We start from the raw sequence: 16,371 nt of genomic DNA, 5'->3' as shown, positions 1-16,371 counted from the left end.
GGGCGCGGGGCGGCCCCTGCGGGCCGTCCCGATCTCTTTGACGAAGGAGCGTGGCATGTCTTCAGCTACTCCCTGCCTCGGCTACGGCCTGGGGCTGCGCAGTGCCTACTACAGCGAGATACTCGAGCAGCGCCCGGCGGTGGACTGGTTTGAGGTGGTCTCGGAAAACTATATGGTCGACGGCGGCAAGGCCCCGTATTTCCTGGACGCCATCGGCGAGCACTACCCGTTGGTGATGCACGGTGTATCGCTGTCCATCGGTGGCCCGCATCCGCTCGATCGCGACTACCTGCATAAACTCAAGCGTCTCGCTGATCGGGTGCAACCGGCGTGGATTTCCGACCATTTGTGCTGGAGCCGCGGCAACGCCCATCAGTTGCACGACCTGCTGCCATTGCCTTACACCGAAGAAAGCCTGCAGCATGTGGCCGCCCGTGTGCGTCAGGTGCAAGATGAGTTGGAGCGGCCATTGGTGCTGGAAAATGTCTCCAGCTATGTACGCACCGCCAACTCTGATTTCAGTGAGTGGCAGTTCCTCGCCGCCCTCAGCGAGCTGAGCGGTTGCGAGCTTTTGCTGGACGTCAACAATGTTTATGTCAGCGCGTGCAATCACAGTTTCGAACCCTGGGACTTTATCGGCGCGCTGCCGCCCACGCGGATTCGCCAGCTGCACCTGGCCGGGCACAGCGACTACGGCAGCTACCTGATCGACACCCATGATCAGCCGGTCAGTGATCCGGTCTGGCAGCTCTATCAACGTACCCTGCGGCATCTTGGCCCCGTCGCCACGCTGCTTGAGCGCGACGATCACTTCCCGCCCTTGGCCGAGCTACTCGCCGAACTGGACCGGGCCCGCGCCCTCGCTGCCGTGGTACTCGGCACGGAGGCCGCATGCGCCTGAACGACTGGCAGCGCGAGCTCGAGGCCTACCTGCTCGGCGCGCAGCCAACGCCGGGCGTGGCGTTGCGCGACAGCCTGCTCGGCAGCCCTGCCCTGAGCGCCGAGGAAGGCCTGGCGATCTACCACAACGCCTACCGGGCGCGCCTGCTGGACGCCCTGCGCGACGACTACTCGGCCCTGCACCATTGGCTCGGTGACGACGAGTTCGAGGGTCTGGCGAGCGCCTATCTGCAAGCCCACCCATCCCGCCATTTCAGCCTGCGCTGGCTGGGTGCGCGGCTGGCGGATTTCATCGACGGCTACCTGGTCGCCGCACAGAGCGCCCCGCTGGCTGAACTGGCGGGTCTGGAATGGGCCTTCACCCTGGCGTTCGACGCCGCGGACGGCGAACCCCTGACGCTGGAGGCCATGGCTACCCTTACCCCGGCTGAGTGGCCCGAGCTACGGGTGCGCCTGCTGCCCAGCGTGCAATGGCTGCCGTGCAGCTACAACAGCTTGGCGCTGTGGCGCGCGACCAAGGCCGCGGACGAGCTGCCGGCCCGTACGCAGTTGGAGCAGCCGCAGGTCTGCCTGATCTGGCGTCAGGGCCTGGTCAGCCGCTACCGCAGCCTGGGCCCGGCGGAGGCTCAGGCGCTGCACGGCATGTCCGTCGCCGGCTGGAACTTCGGCGAGCTGTGCGCCGAACTGGCCGCCTATGGCGATGCCGCGCCGCTACAGGCCGCCACCTGGCTTAAGCAGTGGATCAGCGAGGGCACGCTTGAGCGTTCAAACCCGTCTCTCTAGGCCCAATTCCACCGGCTCTGTGCCACCGCATCAGGGGCATACAGGCTTTCCTAATGGACTCCTCAGGATTGGCCTGCATGCGAGTTTCCTTACGCAGCGGTAATTGTGCGCTACGTTACCAACGGCTAAACTCCCCCGCATGAAACGCTGCCTGCGGTTTTGCCTCATCTTCCTGATTAGCCTGGCGCTTCCCCTCAGCGGGATGGCGGGCATCGAGGCAGCGACAGATCCTTGCCCGATGAAAACGGCGGGTATGGCGATGATGGGGGATGTGGAGCCGGACTGTTGCCAGGATATGGGCAGTCCCTCCGAGCATGGCAAACCCTGCAAGCCCGGTCAGGAATGCAAGACCGGCGGCATGCTGCAAGTGTCGATCGTCAAGCCTCCCGTCACCTTGTCCAGCCCCGCTGCGGCTCCCTTCTCCAGCGATTTCCTGCCTGCCCAGGCCCCTTCCGGGGTATGGCGACCTCCGCGCGTTTGATTCCTGTACCACACTGAGTTTCATCCCGCACCGACGGGATGGCTTGCCTGCGCGCACGTTCGAGCGGCGCGCAGCGGATCATCACAGGAATCGTGAACATGAACTCCAAACGCTATTGCACAGGGTGGCCCGTCGCGGCTGCCCTGGCGGCAACCGTGCAAGCATTGCCGAGCCTGGCCGCCCCCCTGACACTCGATGAAGCCTTGCGGCTGGCCGAATACAATGCCCCTTCGTTGACCGCCCAGGCGGCCAAACTGGAGGCGGCCAATAGCGCCGCCATTCCAGCCGGCGAACTACCCGATCCGAAGCTGCTGCTGGGCGTGCAGAACTTCCCCGTTGGTGGTCCCGATCGCTGGAGCATTGACCAGGACTTCATGACCATGCAGATGGTTGGGGTCATGCAAGAGGTACCCAACCGCGATAAGCGCCGGGCGCGCATCGAGGTGGCCGAGGCGGCCGTCGACCGAGCTGCGGCCGAAAGCCGGGTCGAGCGCCTGAAAGTCCGTCAGGCCACCGCTCTGGCCTGGATCAGCAGCCACTCGGTGGAGCGCAAACAGGCGCTGTTCCAGGATTTCTTCCGCGAGAATCGCCTGCTGGGCGATACCGTCCGCGCACAGATCGCCGGCGGCCGTGCGCAGGCCGCCGATGCCGTGACACCGAAACAGGAGGCGGCCCTATTAGCGGAGCAACAGGACGAATTGATCCGGCTGCGCGTGCAGGCCCGCGCCGCACTCAGGCGCTGGATCGGCCCGGCCGCCGATGAGCCGCTGGCCGGCAGCGTGCCGGCGTGGCCGATCGCAGCCGAGGGCTATGCCCACAAGCTGCAACGAAATCCCGCGCTGACGGCCTTCGCGCCGATCACCCGCGAAGCGCAGGCCAAGGTACGTGAAGCGCAAGCGGAAAAGCAGTCCGACTGGAGCTGGGAGCTCGACTACCAGCGCCGCGGCCGTGAGTTCGGTGACATGGTGAGCGTGCAGTTCAGCTTTGACCTGCCGCTGTTTCCCGGCTCCCGGCAGAACCCCAAGATCGCCGCCCGGCACGCCGAGCTGAACCAGCTGGAGGCCGAGCGCGAAGTCCTCGCACGCGAGCATGCCCAGCAACTGGAAGAGGACCTGGCCGAATACCAGCGCCTGAACCGCGCCGTGCGCCGCAGCCAGGACAGCCTACTGCCCCTGGCCAAGGAAAAGGTGGAGCTGACCATGGCCAGCTACCGCGCCGGCAAAGGCGACCTGGCGCCCGTGATCGCCGCCAGGCGCGAACTGATCGAGGCGCGCCTCAAACAGATCGACTTTGAAGAGCTGCGAGCCCTGACCAGCGCCCGCCTGTATTTCACTTACGGGGAGAATCACCAATGACTGCGCGAATCTGGCAAGGAGTCTTGTTGACAGGCCTGTCGGTCGCCCTCGGCGTTGCCGGCGGCTACTGGTTCGCTCAGCAGCGCCCGAGCGGCATGCCGCCGTTGGCCGCCGAATCGGCGGCAACGGCGACGGACGAACGTAAGGTGCTGTATTGGTACGACCCCATGTACCCGCAGCAGAAGTTCGACAAGCCGGGAAAATCGCCCTTCATGGACATGGAACTGGTGCCCCAGTACGCCGATGCAGCGGCGGACAGCGCGGCCATCAGCATCGACCCCAGCCTGACCCAGAACCTCGGCCTGCGCCTGGCTCCAGTCACCCGCGGGGCCCTCGCCAGCAACCTGGAGGTGGTCGGCGTATTGGCGTTCAACGAACGGGATATCGTGGTGGTGCAGGCGCGTACCGCAGGCTTTGTCGAGCGGGTCTATGCCCGCGCGCCTGGCGATGTGCTCAAGGCCAATGCAGCGCTGGCCGACCTGTTGGTGCCGGAATGGGCCGCTGCCCAGGAGGAGTTCCTCGCGCTCAAGCGCAATGGCGACGCCGGCTTGCTGGCAGCGGCACGTCAACGCCTGCGCCTCACCGGCATGCCGGCGGCGCTGATTGCCCAGGTGGAACGCAGCGGCAAGACCCAGCCAACCCTGACCCTCACCAGCCCGATTGGCGGTGTGTTGCAGGAGCTGAATGTGCGTGCGGGGATGACCGTGGCGGCTGGCGACACCCTGGCCCGCGTCAACGGCTTGAGTAGCGTCTGGCTCGCGGTGGCCGTTCCGGAGGCCGAGGTTGGAGCGATTGCCGTTGGCCAGGCGGTCGAGGCACGTCTACCGGCCTTCCCAGGGGAAGTGCTCGGCGGCACGGTCAGCGCCGTTCTGCCTGAGACGAATCCGGATAGCCGCACGGTTCGCGTGCGTGTCGAACTGCCCAATCCCGACGGCCGCCTGCGGCCTGGCTTAACCGCGCAGGTGCGCCTGAACAGGTCGACTGAACAAAGCCTGTTGTGGGTGCCGAGCGAGGCGGTCATCCGCACCGGCCGGCGTGCCCTGGTGATGCTCGCCGAAGACGGTGGGCGCTACCGCCCGGTCGAAGTACAGCTCGGACGCGAAAACGAAGGCAAAACGGTGGTGCTGCAAGGTCTCGAGGAAGGCCAGCAGGTGGTCGCCTCCGGACAATTCCTGCTCGATTCCGAGGCCAGCCTCAAGGGCATAGTCGCGAGTACTGCGCAAATGCCGGAGCCTGCCACAACAGCCCCCGTCCTGCATGAGGCCGTGGGGCAAATCGTCGAGATCACTAACCAGGGCGTGACCCTCGCCCATGGTCCGTTCAAGACGCTGGGCATGCCTGGCATGACCATGACCTTCCCCCTGGCCGACCCCGCCCTGACGCAGGGGTTCAAGGTGGGTGACAAGGTACGTGTGGCGGTGCGCCAAACCGATGATGGGCTGTTGATTGAGCGCCTGCAGAAGCTGGGAGGCCAGCCATGATCGCCGCCCTGATTCGCTGGTCGGTGGTCAACCGCTTCCTAGTGTTGCTGGCCACGCTGTTCGCCACGGCCTGGGGTGTCTGGTCGGTGCAGAGCACGCCCATTGATGCGCTGCCGGACCTCTCGGATGTTCAGGTGATCATCCGCACCCCCTATCCCGGCCAGGCGCCGCAGATCGTCGAGAATCAGGTCACCTATCCCCTGGCCACCACCATGCTCTCGGTGCCAGGGGCGAAGACCGTGCGCGGCTTCTCCTTCTTCGGCGACAGCTTCGTCTATGTCATCTTCGAGGACGGTACCGACCTCTACTGGGCGCGCTCGCGGGTGCTGGAGTACCTCAGCCAGATACAAAGTCGTCTGCCGGCCAGCGCCAAGCCGGCTTTAGGACCGGATGCTACGGGGGTGGGCTGGATCTACCAGTACGCGCTGGTGGATCGCAGCGGCGGGCACGACCTGGCGCAACTGCGCGCGTTGCAAGACTGGTTCCTCAAGTTCGAGTTGAAGACCCTGGCGAATGTCGCGGAAGTGGCGACCGTCGGCGGCATGGTCAAGCAGTACCAAGTGCTGCTCGATCCGCTCAGGCTGGCCGGCCTGGGCATCACCCAGGCCGAAGTGATAGAGGCCATAGGCCGGGCCAACCAGGAAACCGGTGGTGCCGTGCTGGAGATGGCGGAGGCTGAGTTCATGGTGCGCGCTTCCGGCTACCTGAAGACACTCAATGACTTCCGCGCGATTCCACTCAAGCTCGGTGCCGGCGGCGTGCCGGTGACCCTCGGCGACGTGGCGACTATCCAGCAGGGACCGGAGATGCGCCGCGGGATCACCGAACTCGACGGCGAAGGCGAGACGGTCGGCGGGGTGGTGATTCTGCGCAGCGGCAAGAACGCCCGCGAAACCATCGCCGCGGTCAAGGCCAAACTCGACGAACTGAAGAGCAGCCTGCCGGCCGGGGTGGAAATCGTCACCATCTACGACCGCAGCAAGCTGATCGACCGCGCCGTGGAAAACCTCAGCCACAAGCTGCTCGAGGAGTTCATCGTGGTCGCCCTGGTCTGCGCGGTCTTCCTCTGGCATTTGCGTTCGTCCCTGGTGGCGATCATCTCGCTGCCGGTTGGCATACTCATCGCGTTCATCGTCATGCGCTATCAAGGGATCAACGCCAACATCATGTCCCTCGGCGGAATCGCCATCGCCATCGGCGCCATGGTCGATGCCGCGGTGGTGATGATCGAGAACGCCCACAAGAAGGTCGAGGCCTGGCACGCGGCTCATCCTGGGGAAGAATTGGAGGGCGAGCATCACTGGCATGTGATGACCGAAGCCGCGGCTGAAGTCGGTCCGGCGCTGTTCTTCTGCCTGCTGATCATCACCCTGTCCTTTATCCCGGTGTTCACCCTGGAAGCCCAGGAGGGCCGCCTGTTCGGGCCGCTAGCCTTCACCAAGACCTATGCCATGGCGGCGGCGGCCGGCCTCTCGGTGACCCTGGTGCCGGTGCTGATGGGCTACTGGATTCGCGGACGGATTCCCAAGGAAGAACAGAACCCGCTGAACCGTTGGTTGATCAGGATCTACCAACCGGCCCTCGATGCGGTGCTGCGTCGGCCCAAGGTCACCCTGCTGGTGGCAATGCTGGTCTTTCTCAGCGCGCTGTGGCCAATCTCCCAGCTGGGGGGCGAGTTCCTCCCGCCGCTGGACGAGGGCGACCTGCTCTACATGCCTTCGGCCTTGCCGGGTTTGTCGGCACAGAAGGCGGCGCAGTTGCTGCAGCAGACCGACCGCCTGATCAAGACGGTACCGGAAGTCGAGCATGTGTTCGGCAAAGCCGGACGCGCCGAAACCGCCACCGACCCGGCGCCGCTGGAGATGTTCGAAACCACCATCCAGTTCAAACCGCGCGAGCAATGGCGACCCGGCTTGACCCAGGAGCAGCTGGTGGAGGAGTTGGATCGGGTGGTGCGTGTGCCAGGGTTGACCAATATCTGGATACCACCGATCCGCAACCGCATCGACATGCTCGCCACCGGGATCAAGAGCCCGATCGGGGTGAAGGTCGCCGGTACCAACCTGACGGAGATCGACCAGGTCACCCAGGCAGTCGAGCGCGCGGCCAAGAGCGTTCCGGGCGTGAGTTCGGCTCTGGCCGAGCGCCTGACTGGCGGGCGCTATATTGATGTGGACATCGACCGCCAGGCTGCCGCCCGTTACGGGCTGAATATCGCCGATGTGCAATCGATCGTGGCCAGCGCCATCGGTGGCGAAAATGTTGGGGAGACCATCGAAGGGCTGGCGCGCTTCCCGATCAACGTGCGCTATCCCCGTGAGTGGCGCGACTCGCTCGGCGCCCTGGAGCTACTGCCGATCTACACCCCGCAGGGAGGCCAGATCACCCTGGGCACGGTGGCCAGGATCAAGGTCAATGATGGGCCACCGATGTTGAAGAGCGAGAACGCGCGGCCTTCCGGCTGGGTGTATATCGACGTGCGTGGCCGGGATATCGCCTCGGTGGTCGCCGACCTGCGCCGGGTCGTCGGCGCGCAAGTCAAGCTGCAGCCGGGGATGAGCCTGAGCTACTCGGGGCAGTTCGAGTTTCTCGAACGGGCCAACGCGCGGCTCAAGCTGGTGGTGCCGGCGACCCTGCTGATCATCTTCGTGCTGCTCTACCTGACCTTCGCCCGCTTCGACGAGGCCTGTTTGATCATGGTCACGCTGCCGTTCGCTCTGACCGGCGGGGCATGGTTCCTCTACCTGCTGGACTTCAATCTGTCGGTGGCCACCGGCGTCGGTTTTATCGCCCTGGCCGGGGTGGCCGCCGAGTTCGGCGTGATCATGCTGCTCTACCTGAAGAGCGCTTGGGCTGAACGTGAAGACGCCGGTGACAGCACTGAGCGTGGCCTGGTCGCCGCGATTCGCGAAGGCGCCGTGCAGCGTGTGCGACCCAAGGCCATGACGGTGGCCGTCATCATCGCCGGCCTGTTACCCATCCTTTTGGGCAGCGGTACCGGTAGCGAGATCATGAGTCGCATCGCCGCGCCCATGGTCGGTGGCATGGTCACCGCCCCATTGTTGTCCCTGTTCGTCATTCCGGCGGCCTACCGCTTGATGCGCCGTCGGCACCTCCCCGCTGTATCCACCAACCGTCAAGGAAAAACCGTATGAAGATAACCCTGATCGCTGTTGCAAGTGCAATCGCCGCGCTATCCCTTCCCGTCCTGGCCGAGGACATGCCGGGCATGAAGATGGACAACATGCCCATGGAAGGCATGCAGATGGCCCAGGAGACGAAGCAGGCTCCAACGGCCAAGGCCGATGGGGCGGTCAAGGTCATCGATACCGAGAAAAACATGGCGACACTCGCGCATGACGCCGTGCCGGCCTTGCAGTGGCCAGCCATGACCATGAGCTTTACCGCAACAGCTGAGCAACTGAAGGGCCTAAAGGTAGGGGATCGAGTGGCGTTTGAGTTTCGCGCTGAGGGCATGGCGGCCACGATCATGTCGATTTAGGCAGTGAGATAACCGCTACATGGATGGCTGGCTCGACCCTCACAAGCTGAACTCGGGCCAGCCCATCTTGCAGTTCATAGGCAGAGTTAACCAGGCCATATTATCAAATGATCTTGGAGAGCTGACGATGAATCTGACACAGACTCCACGCCGAGTGATTCCGCTCGGGCTACTGACCGCCTTCAACTTCCTGGCCGCCTGTAGTGATCAGCCGGTAACCCTCAAGCATGTGCACGGGCTGGCGTTCAGCCCGGATGGCCAGCGACTATCTATCCCCAGCCACGAGGGACTGGCCGTCTACAGCGATGGTCGCTGGAGCAAGGCCGCTGGACCGGAACATGACTACATGGGCTTTTCTGTGGCCCGCCAGGCTATCAATAGCAGCGGTCACCCGGCCCGTGGCAGCGGTCTCACCAACCCATTCGGCCTGATCAAGAGCAGCGATGGCGGGCGCACCTGGCAGAAGCTCAGCCTGGAAGGCGAGTTGGACTTCCACCTGTTGGTCAGCGGTTTCGACGGTTCAGCCCTCTACCTGTGCAACACCCACCGAGCTCGCGGATGAGCACCGCCGGCCTCTACTACAGTCTGAACGACGGCGCCAACTGGCAGCGCACTTCAGGGCAGGGGGTGAGTGAGGCTCCAACCGCCCTGGCGGTGCACCCGACCAATAGCCAGATGGTCGCGGTGGCGACCAACAATGGGCTGTACCTATCGTCAGACTCCGGAAACGATTTCCAGCCAATCATCCAGAACGCATAGGTGCTGAGCGCTACCTTCAGTCTTGACGGCAAGAGCTTATGGTTTGGCAGCTACAGCAACGCGGCACGGCTCTCGAAGCTGGATTTGAAGACACTCCAAGTCACCTCGCTCAGTGTGCCAACATTGGACCAGGATGCCGTCTCCTACCTCGCGCAGAATCCTGCCAAGCCGCAGGAGTGGGCAATGGCGACGTTCCAGCGCGACATCTACCTGACGCATGACGAGGGCAAGACCTGGAAAGCGATCGCACAGGCAGGCCACCCCTTGGAATGAGCAAAGGTAGGGAGCAGCCCGCCCCGAGGCATTCTCAATGGTCTAAGTGAAGCATCAAGCGGATAGGAAATACACGTCACGTGTGCGGCGGTCAGTGTCTGTGGAACGGCTGTCCAAGTAGGCGCGCCCCCCACCACAATTACGAAGATGTAATTTTCGCATCATGTTGTTAACAGGTGCGCGCGGTTATATTTCTACAGCATAAGTGGAGGAATTGAACGTGAGTATCTTAAAAGCAGCACTGGCAGTTTCGGTTATTTCCGTCTCGTCCCTGGTTATGGCCGAAGGCAGCGACGACCGTGTCTATGGTCGCATGATTCAGGACAACGAAAAGGTGATGCAGGAGTACGCTGTATCCCGCGGCAAGACCCCGCCCGAGGTAACCCATTATCGGTACGGTATGAAGCTGGACATCGCCAAGGTCGTGCATATAACCTCGACCGGTTTCGATTCCAGCTGTGAGGTTATGCCGGCCCAAATGACCTATGAGGACTCCAACGGCAATCTGCAGATTCTTGAGTATCGCGTAATGGGGACAGCCTGCCGGAATCAAAACTGAACTACAGATTAAACTTACAGGCTGCTGACTGAAAAGTAATTTTCAAGTCACCCTGCCGTTATTTCGCGTGTGTGAGTATGACGACAGCGCGCGGGCGATGCCCTGCGCACTACGGCAATGACTATAAGAAACTTCACAAAAATCACACTGCCAGATAACTCAGGAGCGTTACATGAATAGTAAAGCCCTGTTGGGTCTATCACTGACTGCTCTCTGCGTCAGTACCGGACAGGTCGCAATAGCTGCTGAAGAGAAACCAGAAGGTTTCGTCGAGGGCAGCAGCCTCACTATTTTGAACCGCAATCTCTACTTCAAGCGCGATTTCCGCAAAGGGCAGTCGTCGCCTTTGTGATGCTGGGCCTGAAGCTCGACTCCGGCGACAGGCGATCCGATGCTGGCGGTTCCGTGGATGTGATGCCCTACAACAGCGCCGGGCAGCCCGAGGACGATTATTCCAAGGTGGGAGGGGCCGTCAAAGCCCGGTTCATGGACACAGTCATCAAAGCTGGCGACGTCTTTCCTGTTAGCCCCGTTGTTCAGTACGGTGACTCACGGCTCTTGCCTGAAAGCTTTCGCGGTATCACTGTGGCCAATACCGGCTTCGATGGTTTGGCCCTTCAGGGGGGCCGCCTCCACTCAATGAGCGAGCCCAATTCCAGCAGCATGCGCGATGGTTTCACTACGTTCTACGCAGGCTCCGTCGACTCTCCCTGGATGGGGTTTGGGGAGCAACGGAACCGTGCGACCTGAGGTCGTCTGAATTTCTGTTTTACTGGAGAGTTTTCTCCCGATGAAACCGGTTGTTCCATCAACCGTTTCCTACCTGGACATGCGGGGCCGGTAACAGCTCGGTGTGAAGCTCTGGGGACAATGTACCCGCCGATTTACTCGGTACGCCTACCCGCGAGGGGAAGCGGAATCTACCAGCACAAAGGTGGTGAGGGGCTAGGAACGAGCGGCTACGACCAACATATGTGAACCTCTGTTAAACGTCGTCATGCTCAACAAGCCAAATGTGCTGACAGGCTTGAACCAAAACGGTACGCGGTAAGGTATGACCCCTTTATTCCTGGGTCATCATGGACAGTAGGCCGCCGGCGAACAGGAGGGGTCCGCCCCGCTCAGAAATTCAGGCGGAACAGGGTAAGCCCGTAGTGCCGCCGGATAACGGCAGGCGGACCGCAAGGAACGCTGTGGGTGCTGCGGGTAGAGGAATGCGGAAAAAGCGAAGGCCTGCCTGTAATGGGCGGGATACGGGCTTAAACATTGCTCGACGCGAAAGCGGGCAGACTTCCGTATGGTCATTCATGGCGAGAGAACTTGATTAATCGTTACTCGAAGGAAAGCAGATGACGGCTATTGGTAGCGCTGCGAAAACAGATGCGATCGGTACTGGTGCACCTTCGCACGCTGAAAGGATGTGGCTTCAGGCTAACTGGGGCCTCATCAAAGAAGAAGTGAAACGACTCCAGGCGCGTATCGCTAAGGCAACAATGGAAGGCAGATGGGGCAAGGTGAAAGCCCTGCAACACCTGCTGACCCGCTCGCACAGCGGCAAGATGTTAGCTGTCAAACGAGTGACAGAAAATCGTGGCAAGAGAACGCCAGGCGTCGATGGCAAAATCTGGTCGGCCCCGGCGGCCAAGTGGAGCGGGATGGAGTCAATGCGACATCGCAGCTACCGTGCGTTGCCGCTTCGACGTATTTACATCCCCAAGAGCAATGGCCAGAAGCGTCCGCTCGGAATTCCCCGCATGCTCTGCAGATCGATGCAGGCACTGTGGAAGCTGGCTCTGGAACCTGTTTCAGAAAGCTTGGCGGATCCAAACTCTTATGGGTTTCGGCCCAACCGTTCGACCGCCGACGCCATCGAATATTGTTTCATCACGCTGGCCAAACGTACGTCGCCAGTGTGGGTACTTGAGGGTGATATCCGTGGCTGCTTCGATAACTTTAGCCACGAATGGATGCTCAAGAACATACCGATGGATAAGACGATCCTGCGGCGATGGCTTCAGGCTGGGTTTATCGATGAAGGAACTCTGTTTGCGACGCAGGCCGGTACCCCGCAGGGGGGAATCATTTCGCCGGTGATCGCAAACATGGCGTTAGACGGACTGGAAGCGGCAGTGCATGCAAGCGTGGGACCGACGAAACGCGCGCGCGAAAGGTCCAAGATAAACGTCGTCAGATATGCTGATGATTTTGTTGTGACTGGAACCTCGAAAGAAATTCTAGAGCACAGCGTTCTCCCGGCGGTCAGGCAGTTCATGGCCATCCGGGGACTGGAACTCTCCGAAGAGAAAACCAAGATCACCAACATTGCCGAGGGTTTTGATTTCCTTGGGCAGAACGTACGCAAGTACCAGGGTAAGCTGCTCATCAAACCGGCCAACAAGAGCGTGAAGGCGCTCTTGGACAAGGTTAGGGGAATCGTAAAGAAAAACAAGAGTGCCACACAGGCGAACCTGGTTCTACAACTCAACCCGATCATTCGCGGTTGGGCCATGTATCACCGTCATGTGGTATCCAAGTCTCTATTCTCATCGATAGATGCTCAAATTTGGCGTCTCTTATGGACATGGGCCATGCGTCGGCATCCCAATAAAGGCGCAGGCTGGGTAAGACAGAAGTACTTCCACACAGAGGGGTACCAAAACTGGGTATTTGCAGCGCAAACCAAAGTCGGCGGTGCAGTTCAACGACTGCGGCTTTTTCGCGCAACGACGATTCCAATAGTTCGGCACGTCAAAATACGCGGTTTGGCCAATCCCTTTGATCCTGCGTGGTCGTCTTACTTTGCCCGACGTCGAGCTGCGATAGACGTTGATTGATTGCCCGGTACCAGACCATGGTGCTGACGAAAGGCTTGAGCCGGATGAGGGGCGACTCTCATGTCCGGTTCTTAGGGGACGGCGGCGCAGTAATGCGCTGCTGTTACCCGACGGAAGTGCACTTAAGCTCAGTCGCTGCCCCGCAAACCCCTACTACTCCACTACCCCTCTCTGAGGGGTATTTTTTGACCTGCGAATGTGAAAGCCATACCCTGATTTAGCATGGGATGTAGGCGAGCTTCAGTCCTATGCAAGACCATGTTGCGCTCTACGGCAAAGTCTGTGCACCAGGTAACGCATCAACCATTCGTTGGCCTGCGCATGTCTTACTCCTGGTTCGACGGAATTACTTGAACGCGATCGGTTCGCCGTTGACGGCCCAGCTCACGCCGAAGCGGTCGGTCAGCATGCCGAAGGTCTTGGCCCAGAACGCGGGTGCCAGCGGCATCGTCACCTGGCCACCTTGCGACAGCGCGTGGAAGGTGCTGTGGGCCTTGTCGATCGTGTCGTACTGGAGCGCGAGCATCACGCCCTTGACGCCTTCGTATGGCATGCCGGGCGGGGTGTCGCCGGCAAACAGCATCGCGCCACCGGGCAGCGCCAGGCAGCCGTGCATGATGCCGTCCCCACTGGGTGCGCTGCCGCTATCACAGCCTTCGCCGGGGTTGGCGGACGCAGGCATGTCGGCGTAGCTCATCATGGTTTCGATCTTCGCGCCGAGCGCCTTTTCGTAGAATGCAAAGGCCTCGCGAGTGTTGCCGTTGAAGCTGAGGTAGGGAGTAAGAGTGGTGCTCATGGTGGGCTCCTGTTGCCAACGTGGATGGACTCGATGTGTCGGCATCATTTAGTCGAACGGCTTCGTCGCCTTTCGACAGCCGCAACAAAAAATTTCTCAACCCCCACTTGGTGAGCCCGCAGAATTGGGACAAAATCGCTAAGGGAATTAACCAACTTGCCACATTTAACCCATTAGGTTAATATTCGGCCATGGAGAAAAGAACGCCCCACTGCAAGCTATCCGCCCTCAAAGCCTTGACCGAGGCGGGCAAGGTACGCACCACGCATGCTGCGCGAGTAGGCGCTAATGAGTTAGGGCTTGAGCTTTCCGACATGCTGGCCGTGGTGATGGCGCTTACGCCAGCGGATTTCTACAAGAGCATGACCACTCACGCCGATCACACGATCTGGCAAGACGTGTACCGCCCAAGCACGCAGGCGGGCGACGTGTATCTGAAACTGACGGTCATTGATGACGTGCTGATCGTGTCCTTCAAGGAGCTATGAACATGAAATGTCCTGTTTGCGGCGCTGCGGAACTGATCCGCGACACCCGCGACCTGCCCTATACCTACAAGGGTGAAACTACTGTCATTGCTGCGGTGACTGGCGATTTCTGCCCGGCCTGCGCCGAGTCTGTCTTGGACGCAGTGGAGTCGGATCGTGTTATGCGCGAAATGCGTGCTTTCTCGAAACAGGTCAATGCGGCCATTGTCGATCCTGGCTTTATCACCACCGTGCGCAAGAAGCTCGCGCTCGACCAGCGAGAAGCAGCCGAGATTTTCGGTGGTGGCGTCAATGCGTTTTCGCGCTATGAGAATGGCAAAACCAAGCCGCCACTGGCGCTGGTAAAGCTGCTCAAGGTGCTTGATCGTCACCCTGAGCTGCTAAACGAAGTCAGAACAGCATAGCGTCTGCGCTGGCGATCCACTCATGATGAAATGGCCAAGCACGGATTGTTTTGGACGCCAGGTAAAGGAGGGCGACCTCGTTTTGCTATCTAACGATGGCACTCCTTTTGTGGCGTACCTCGATAGCAAGAATGCCGCTTTCGTCCGCCATGCCAAACCCCAGATAAGGCAAAAATTGGGACATTCGCGTCGCAACTGGTTGTTCTATAAAGGCTTGCGTGCAACCCACCTCAATTCCGCCTACATGGCTGGCCGCCTTGGCCAATCTGCGGACGCCTTTTGCGTTGTCTCCGGAATTTTCAATCCCGACAAGTAGTTGCAGACCAAATGAGTGAATTTTCCCCTTATCTCGGCATAGCCCCGTGGAAGGGTGGTTCGCTCAATTGGAGCGCCGAGCCCTGTACCGTGGAGTCTTTAGCAGCGTGGAGGAATTGAAGGTGGCCATTCGGCAATTTATCGAGGTCCACAACGAGCACTCAGCCAAACCACTTCCAGTGGAACAAAACGGCAGAAACAATCATTAGGGAGGCGCTGATTAATTCAATTTTCCGCAACCAAGGTGCCCTGGAAGCCTTGACTTATAAGGGTGGCAATTACGCAATTTTGAATTAATCAGCGTCTCCTTAGCTCGGTAAATAAAGCCGGGCGCCATAAAAAATAGATTTCTTGACTAACCAGACAGGACACTGGCGGGTAACGCCGACTCTAAAAAATCACTGACACAGCCACTTCAAAAGCGTCATTTACCATCGCATTCGCGACAACCATTAACACTGTTCTTCCCCTTGCCACTCCGATGAATCGGAGTGCGCCCTATAGCCGACACATGAACATAACCCCCAGAACACGCTTGGGCGGGTAATGGCCTTGAGTGCGGATTCCACGCCATCCGGCCACTCATTCCACGCTTATCCGGCCGGGCATTCCACGCACATCCGGCCACCTGTTCCACGGCCATCCGGCCGGGCAGTCGGAGCGCAGCGACGCAGGTTTGCATTGTTAGTCTGAAGTCCCTGTTGCAGTCAATTTCATCGAGCGCCTGCGCATCGATTCACCCTTGAGTTCGATGCGGTAAGCGTTATGCACCAGCCGGTCGAGGATGGCGTCGGCCAAGGTCGGATCGCCGATCAGTTCATGCCATTTGTCTACCGGCATCTGGCTGGTCACCAGTGTCGAGCGGTGCCCGTAGCGGTCGTCCAGCAGCTCCAACATGTCGCGCCGTTGCGCAGCGGTAAACGCCGCCACTCCCCAGTCGTCCAGAATGATCAGATCGGTCTTGGCATAACCGGCCATCAGTTTGGCGAAGCGACCGTCGCCGTGGGCCAGACCCAGTTCTTCCATCAAGCGCGGCAGGCGCAGATAGCGCACGCTGTAGCCGTCCCGGCAGGCCTTGTGGGCCAGTGCGCAGGCCAGCCAGGTTTTGCCCACGCCGGTGGGGCCGCCGATGATCAGGTTCAGGCCGTCGCGCAGCCATTGGCCGCTGCCCAGTTGCAGGATCAGGGACTTGTCCAGCCCACGCGGGCTGCGGTAATCGATGTCTTCCAGGCAGGCGTTGTGGCGCAGTCGGGCGGCTTTGAGGCGAGTGCTCAGGCGCGCATCTTCACGTTCGGTCAGCTCGCGATCGACCATCAGCCCCAGGCGCTCATCGAAGCTGAGGCTGTTGATGTCGGGCGTTGCGTGTTGCTCGCTCAGCGCCTTGAGCATGCCGTGCAGGCGCAGGGTTTGTAGCTTGTCCAGGGTGGGATTGGGGAGCATG

At 60.8% G+C, this 16,371-nt stretch carries 17 protein-coding genes and 2 pseudogenes; 17 read left to right on the top strand and 2 right to left on the bottom strand.

Annotated elements, in window-relative coordinates; translation table 11 throughout:
- The first annotated feature begins 55 nt into the window (after positions 1-55).
- From NVV94_RS14840 to ltrA, 13 genes and pseudogenes are all read left to right on the top strand, one after another.
- The gene (locus NVV94_RS14840; protein ID WP_258443154.1) at positions 56-901 is read left to right on the top strand and encodes a DUF692 domain-containing protein; all 846 of its coding nucleotides are present in this window, start codon (positions 56-58) and stop codon (positions 899-901) included.
- Positions 892-1,683 carry a DNA-binding domain-containing protein gene (locus NVV94_RS14835; RefSeq protein ID WP_258443153.1) on the top strand — a complete coding sequence of 264 codons (792 nt, stop codon included), beginning with the start codon at positions 892-894 and terminating at the stop codon, positions 1,681-1,683. Before NVV94_RS14840 ends, NVV94_RS14835 begins: the two co-directional genes overlap by 10 nt.
- A 139-nt stretch (positions 1,684-1,822) precedes the next feature.
- Positions 1,823-2,164: a hypothetical protein gene (locus NVV94_RS14830; protein WP_258443152.1), complete on the top strand. Its 342-nt coding sequence runs from the start codon at positions 1,823-1,825 to the stop codon at positions 2,162-2,164.
- Positions 2,165-2,262: 98 nt separating this feature from the next.
- On the top strand, positions 2,263-3,519 hold the full coding sequence (locus NVV94_RS14825; protein ID WP_258443151.1) for a TolC family protein: 1,257 nt from the start codon (positions 2,263-2,265) through the stop codon (positions 3,517-3,519).
- Complete coding sequence (locus tag NVV94_RS14820; protein ID WP_258443150.1) at positions 3,516-5,000, top strand: efflux RND transporter periplasmic adaptor subunit; 1,485 nt, start codon at positions 3,516-3,518, stop codon at positions 4,998-5,000. Before NVV94_RS14825 ends, NVV94_RS14820 begins: the two co-directional genes overlap by 4 nt.
- Positions 4,997-8,155 (top strand): efflux RND transporter permease subunit, encoded by a 3,159-nt coding sequence (locus NVV94_RS14815; protein WP_258443149.1) that lies wholly within the window; start codon positions 4,997-4,999, stop codon positions 8,153-8,155. Before NVV94_RS14820 ends, NVV94_RS14815 begins: the two co-directional genes overlap by 4 nt.
- Positions 8,152-8,502 (top strand): copper-binding protein, encoded by a 351-nt coding sequence (locus tag NVV94_RS14810; protein WP_258443147.1) that lies wholly within the window; start codon positions 8,152-8,154, stop codon positions 8,500-8,502. The genes NVV94_RS14815 and NVV94_RS14810 overlap by 4 nt, the downstream gene beginning before the upstream one ends.
- A gap of 127 nt (positions 8,503-8,629) precedes the next feature.
- Complete coding sequence (locus NVV94_RS14805) at positions 8,630-9,064, top strand: hypothetical protein (RefSeq protein WP_258443146.1); 435 nt, start codon at positions 8,630-8,632, stop codon at positions 9,062-9,064.
- Complete coding sequence (locus NVV94_RS14800; protein ID WP_258443145.1) at positions 9,061-9,261, top strand: hypothetical protein; 201 nt, start codon at positions 9,061-9,063, stop codon at positions 9,259-9,261. Before NVV94_RS14805 ends, NVV94_RS14800 begins: the two co-directional genes overlap by 4 nt.
- On the top strand, positions 9,262-9,534 hold the full coding sequence (locus NVV94_RS14795) for a hypothetical protein (RefSeq protein ID WP_258443144.1): 273 nt from the start codon (positions 9,262-9,264) through the stop codon (positions 9,532-9,534).
- A gap of 277 nt (positions 9,535-9,811) precedes the next feature.
- Complete coding sequence (locus tag NVV94_RS14790; RefSeq protein ID WP_258447711.1) at positions 9,812-10,093, top strand: DUF2790 domain-containing protein; 282 nt, start codon at positions 9,812-9,814, stop codon at positions 10,091-10,093.
- Between the two features lie 172 nt (positions 10,094-10,265).
- Positions 10,266-10,816 (top strand): annotated as a pseudogene (locus NVV94_RS14785) (OprD family outer membrane porin); the annotation flags it as partial.
- A 626-nt stretch (positions 10,817-11,442) separates the two neighbouring features.
- Positions 11,443-12,927: a group II intron reverse transcriptase/maturase gene (gene ltrA, locus NVV94_RS14780; protein WP_258443143.1), complete on the top strand. Its 1,485-nt coding sequence runs from the start codon at positions 11,443-11,445 to the stop codon at positions 12,925-12,927.
- A 346-nt stretch (positions 12,928-13,273) separates the two neighbouring features.
- On the opposite strand, the gene NVV94_RS14775 is transcribed toward ltrA, so the two are convergent.
- The gene (locus NVV94_RS14775) at positions 13,274-13,723 is read right to left on the bottom strand and encodes a VOC family protein (protein ID WP_258443142.1); all 450 of its coding nucleotides are present in this window, start codon (positions 13,721-13,723) and stop codon (positions 13,274-13,276) included.
- A gap of 191 nt (positions 13,724-13,914) precedes the next feature.
- Here NVV94_RS14775 and NVV94_RS14770 point away from each other — a divergent pair, with 191 nt between their 5' ends.
- The 4 genes and pseudogenes from NVV94_RS14770 to NVV94_RS14755 form a co-directional block, all read left to right on the top strand.
- The gene (locus tag NVV94_RS14770; protein WP_258443141.1) at positions 13,915-14,211 is read left to right on the top strand and encodes a type II toxin-antitoxin system MqsR family toxin; all 297 of its coding nucleotides are present in this window, start codon (positions 13,915-13,917) and stop codon (positions 14,209-14,211) included.
- A gap of 2 nt (positions 14,212-14,213) precedes the next feature.
- A complete protein-coding gene (locus tag NVV94_RS14765) occupies positions 14,214-14,615 on the top strand; it encodes a type II toxin-antitoxin system MqsA family antitoxin (RefSeq protein ID WP_258443140.1) in 402 nt (133 codons plus the stop codon).
- A gap of 22 nt (positions 14,616-14,637) precedes the next feature.
- The gene (locus tag NVV94_RS14760) at positions 14,638-14,931 is read left to right on the top strand and encodes a hypothetical protein (protein ID WP_258443138.1); all 294 of its coding nucleotides are present in this window, start codon (positions 14,638-14,640) and stop codon (positions 14,929-14,931) included.
- A 46-nt stretch (positions 14,932-14,977) separates the two neighbouring features.
- Positions 14,978-15,227, top strand: a pseudogene (locus tag NVV94_RS14755) (hypothetical protein); the annotation flags it as partial.
- Between the two features lie 387 nt (positions 15,228-15,614).
- On the opposite strand, the gene istB reads toward NVV94_RS14755, so the two are convergent.
- A complete protein-coding gene (istB, locus tag NVV94_RS14750; protein ID WP_258443137.1) occupies positions 15,615-16,370 on the bottom strand; it encodes an IS21-like element helper ATPase IstB in 756 nt (251 codons plus the stop codon).
- Position 16,371: the final 1 nt, after the last annotated feature.

The organism is Pseudomonas sp. LS1212 (assembly GCF_024741815.1).
Lineage (GTDB): Bacteria > Pseudomonadota > Gammaproteobacteria > Pseudomonadales > Pseudomonadaceae > Aquipseudomonas.
Note: the sequence above shows the minus strand (reverse complement) of the source record. Positions and strands in the feature narration are given on the sequence as shown.

What these genes read in the sequence shown, in the direction of transcription:
- NVV94_RS14840 (WP_258443154.1), top strand. Translation starts at nt 56, where the DNA reads ATGTCTTCAGCTACTCCCTGCCTCGGCTACGGCCTGGGGCTGCGCAGT.
- NVV94_RS14835 (WP_258443153.1), top strand. Translation starts at nt 892, where the DNA reads ATGCGCCTGAACGACTGGCAGCGCGAGCTCGAGGCCTACCTGCTCGGC.
- NVV94_RS14830 (WP_258443152.1), top strand. Translation starts at nt 1,823, where the DNA reads ATGAAACGCTGCCTGCGGTTTTGCCTCATCTTCCTGATTAGCCTGGCG.
- NVV94_RS14825 (WP_258443151.1), top strand. Translation starts at nt 2,263, where the DNA reads ATGAACTCCAAACGCTATTGCACAGGGTGGCCCGTCGCGGCTGCCCTG.
- NVV94_RS14820 (WP_258443150.1), top strand. Translation starts at nt 3,516, where the DNA reads ATGACTGCGCGAATCTGGCAAGGAGTCTTGTTGACAGGCCTGTCGGTC.
- NVV94_RS14815 (WP_258443149.1), top strand. Translation starts at nt 4,997, where the DNA reads ATGATCGCCGCCCTGATTCGCTGGTCGGTGGTCAACCGCTTCCTAGTG.
- NVV94_RS14810 (WP_258443147.1), top strand. Translation starts at nt 8,152, where the DNA reads ATGAAGATAACCCTGATCGCTGTTGCAAGTGCAATCGCCGCGCTATCC.
- NVV94_RS14805 (WP_258443146.1), top strand. Translation starts at nt 8,630, where the DNA reads ATGAATCTGACACAGACTCCACGCCGAGTGATTCCGCTCGGGCTACTG.
- NVV94_RS14800 (WP_258443145.1), top strand. Translation starts at nt 9,061, where the DNA reads ATGAGCACCGCCGGCCTCTACTACAGTCTGAACGACGGCGCCAACTGG.
- NVV94_RS14790 (WP_258447711.1), top strand. Translation starts at nt 9,812, where the DNA reads ATGGCCGAAGGCAGCGACGACCGTGTCTATGGTCGCATGATTCAGGAC.
- ltrA (WP_258443143.1), top strand. Translation starts at nt 11,443, where the DNA reads ATGACGGCTATTGGTAGCGCTGCGAAAACAGATGCGATCGGTACTGGT.
- NVV94_RS14775 (WP_258443142.1), bottom strand. Translation starts at nt 13,723, where the DNA reads ATGAGCACCACTCTTACTCCCTACCTCAGCTTCAACGGCAACACTCGC.
- NVV94_RS14770 (WP_258443141.1), top strand. Translation starts at nt 13,915, where the DNA reads ATGGAGAAAAGAACGCCCCACTGCAAGCTATCCGCCCTCAAAGCCTTG.
- NVV94_RS14765 (WP_258443140.1), top strand. Translation starts at nt 14,214, where the DNA reads ATGAAATGTCCTGTTTGCGGCGCTGCGGAACTGATCCGCGACACCCGC.
- NVV94_RS14760 (WP_258443138.1), top strand. Translation starts at nt 14,638, where the DNA reads ATGATGAAATGGCCAAGCACGGATTGTTTTGGACGCCAGGTAAAGGAG.
- istB (WP_258443137.1), bottom strand. Translation starts at nt 16,370, where the DNA reads ATGCTCCCCAATCCCACCCTGGACAAGCTACAAACCCTGCGCCTGCAC.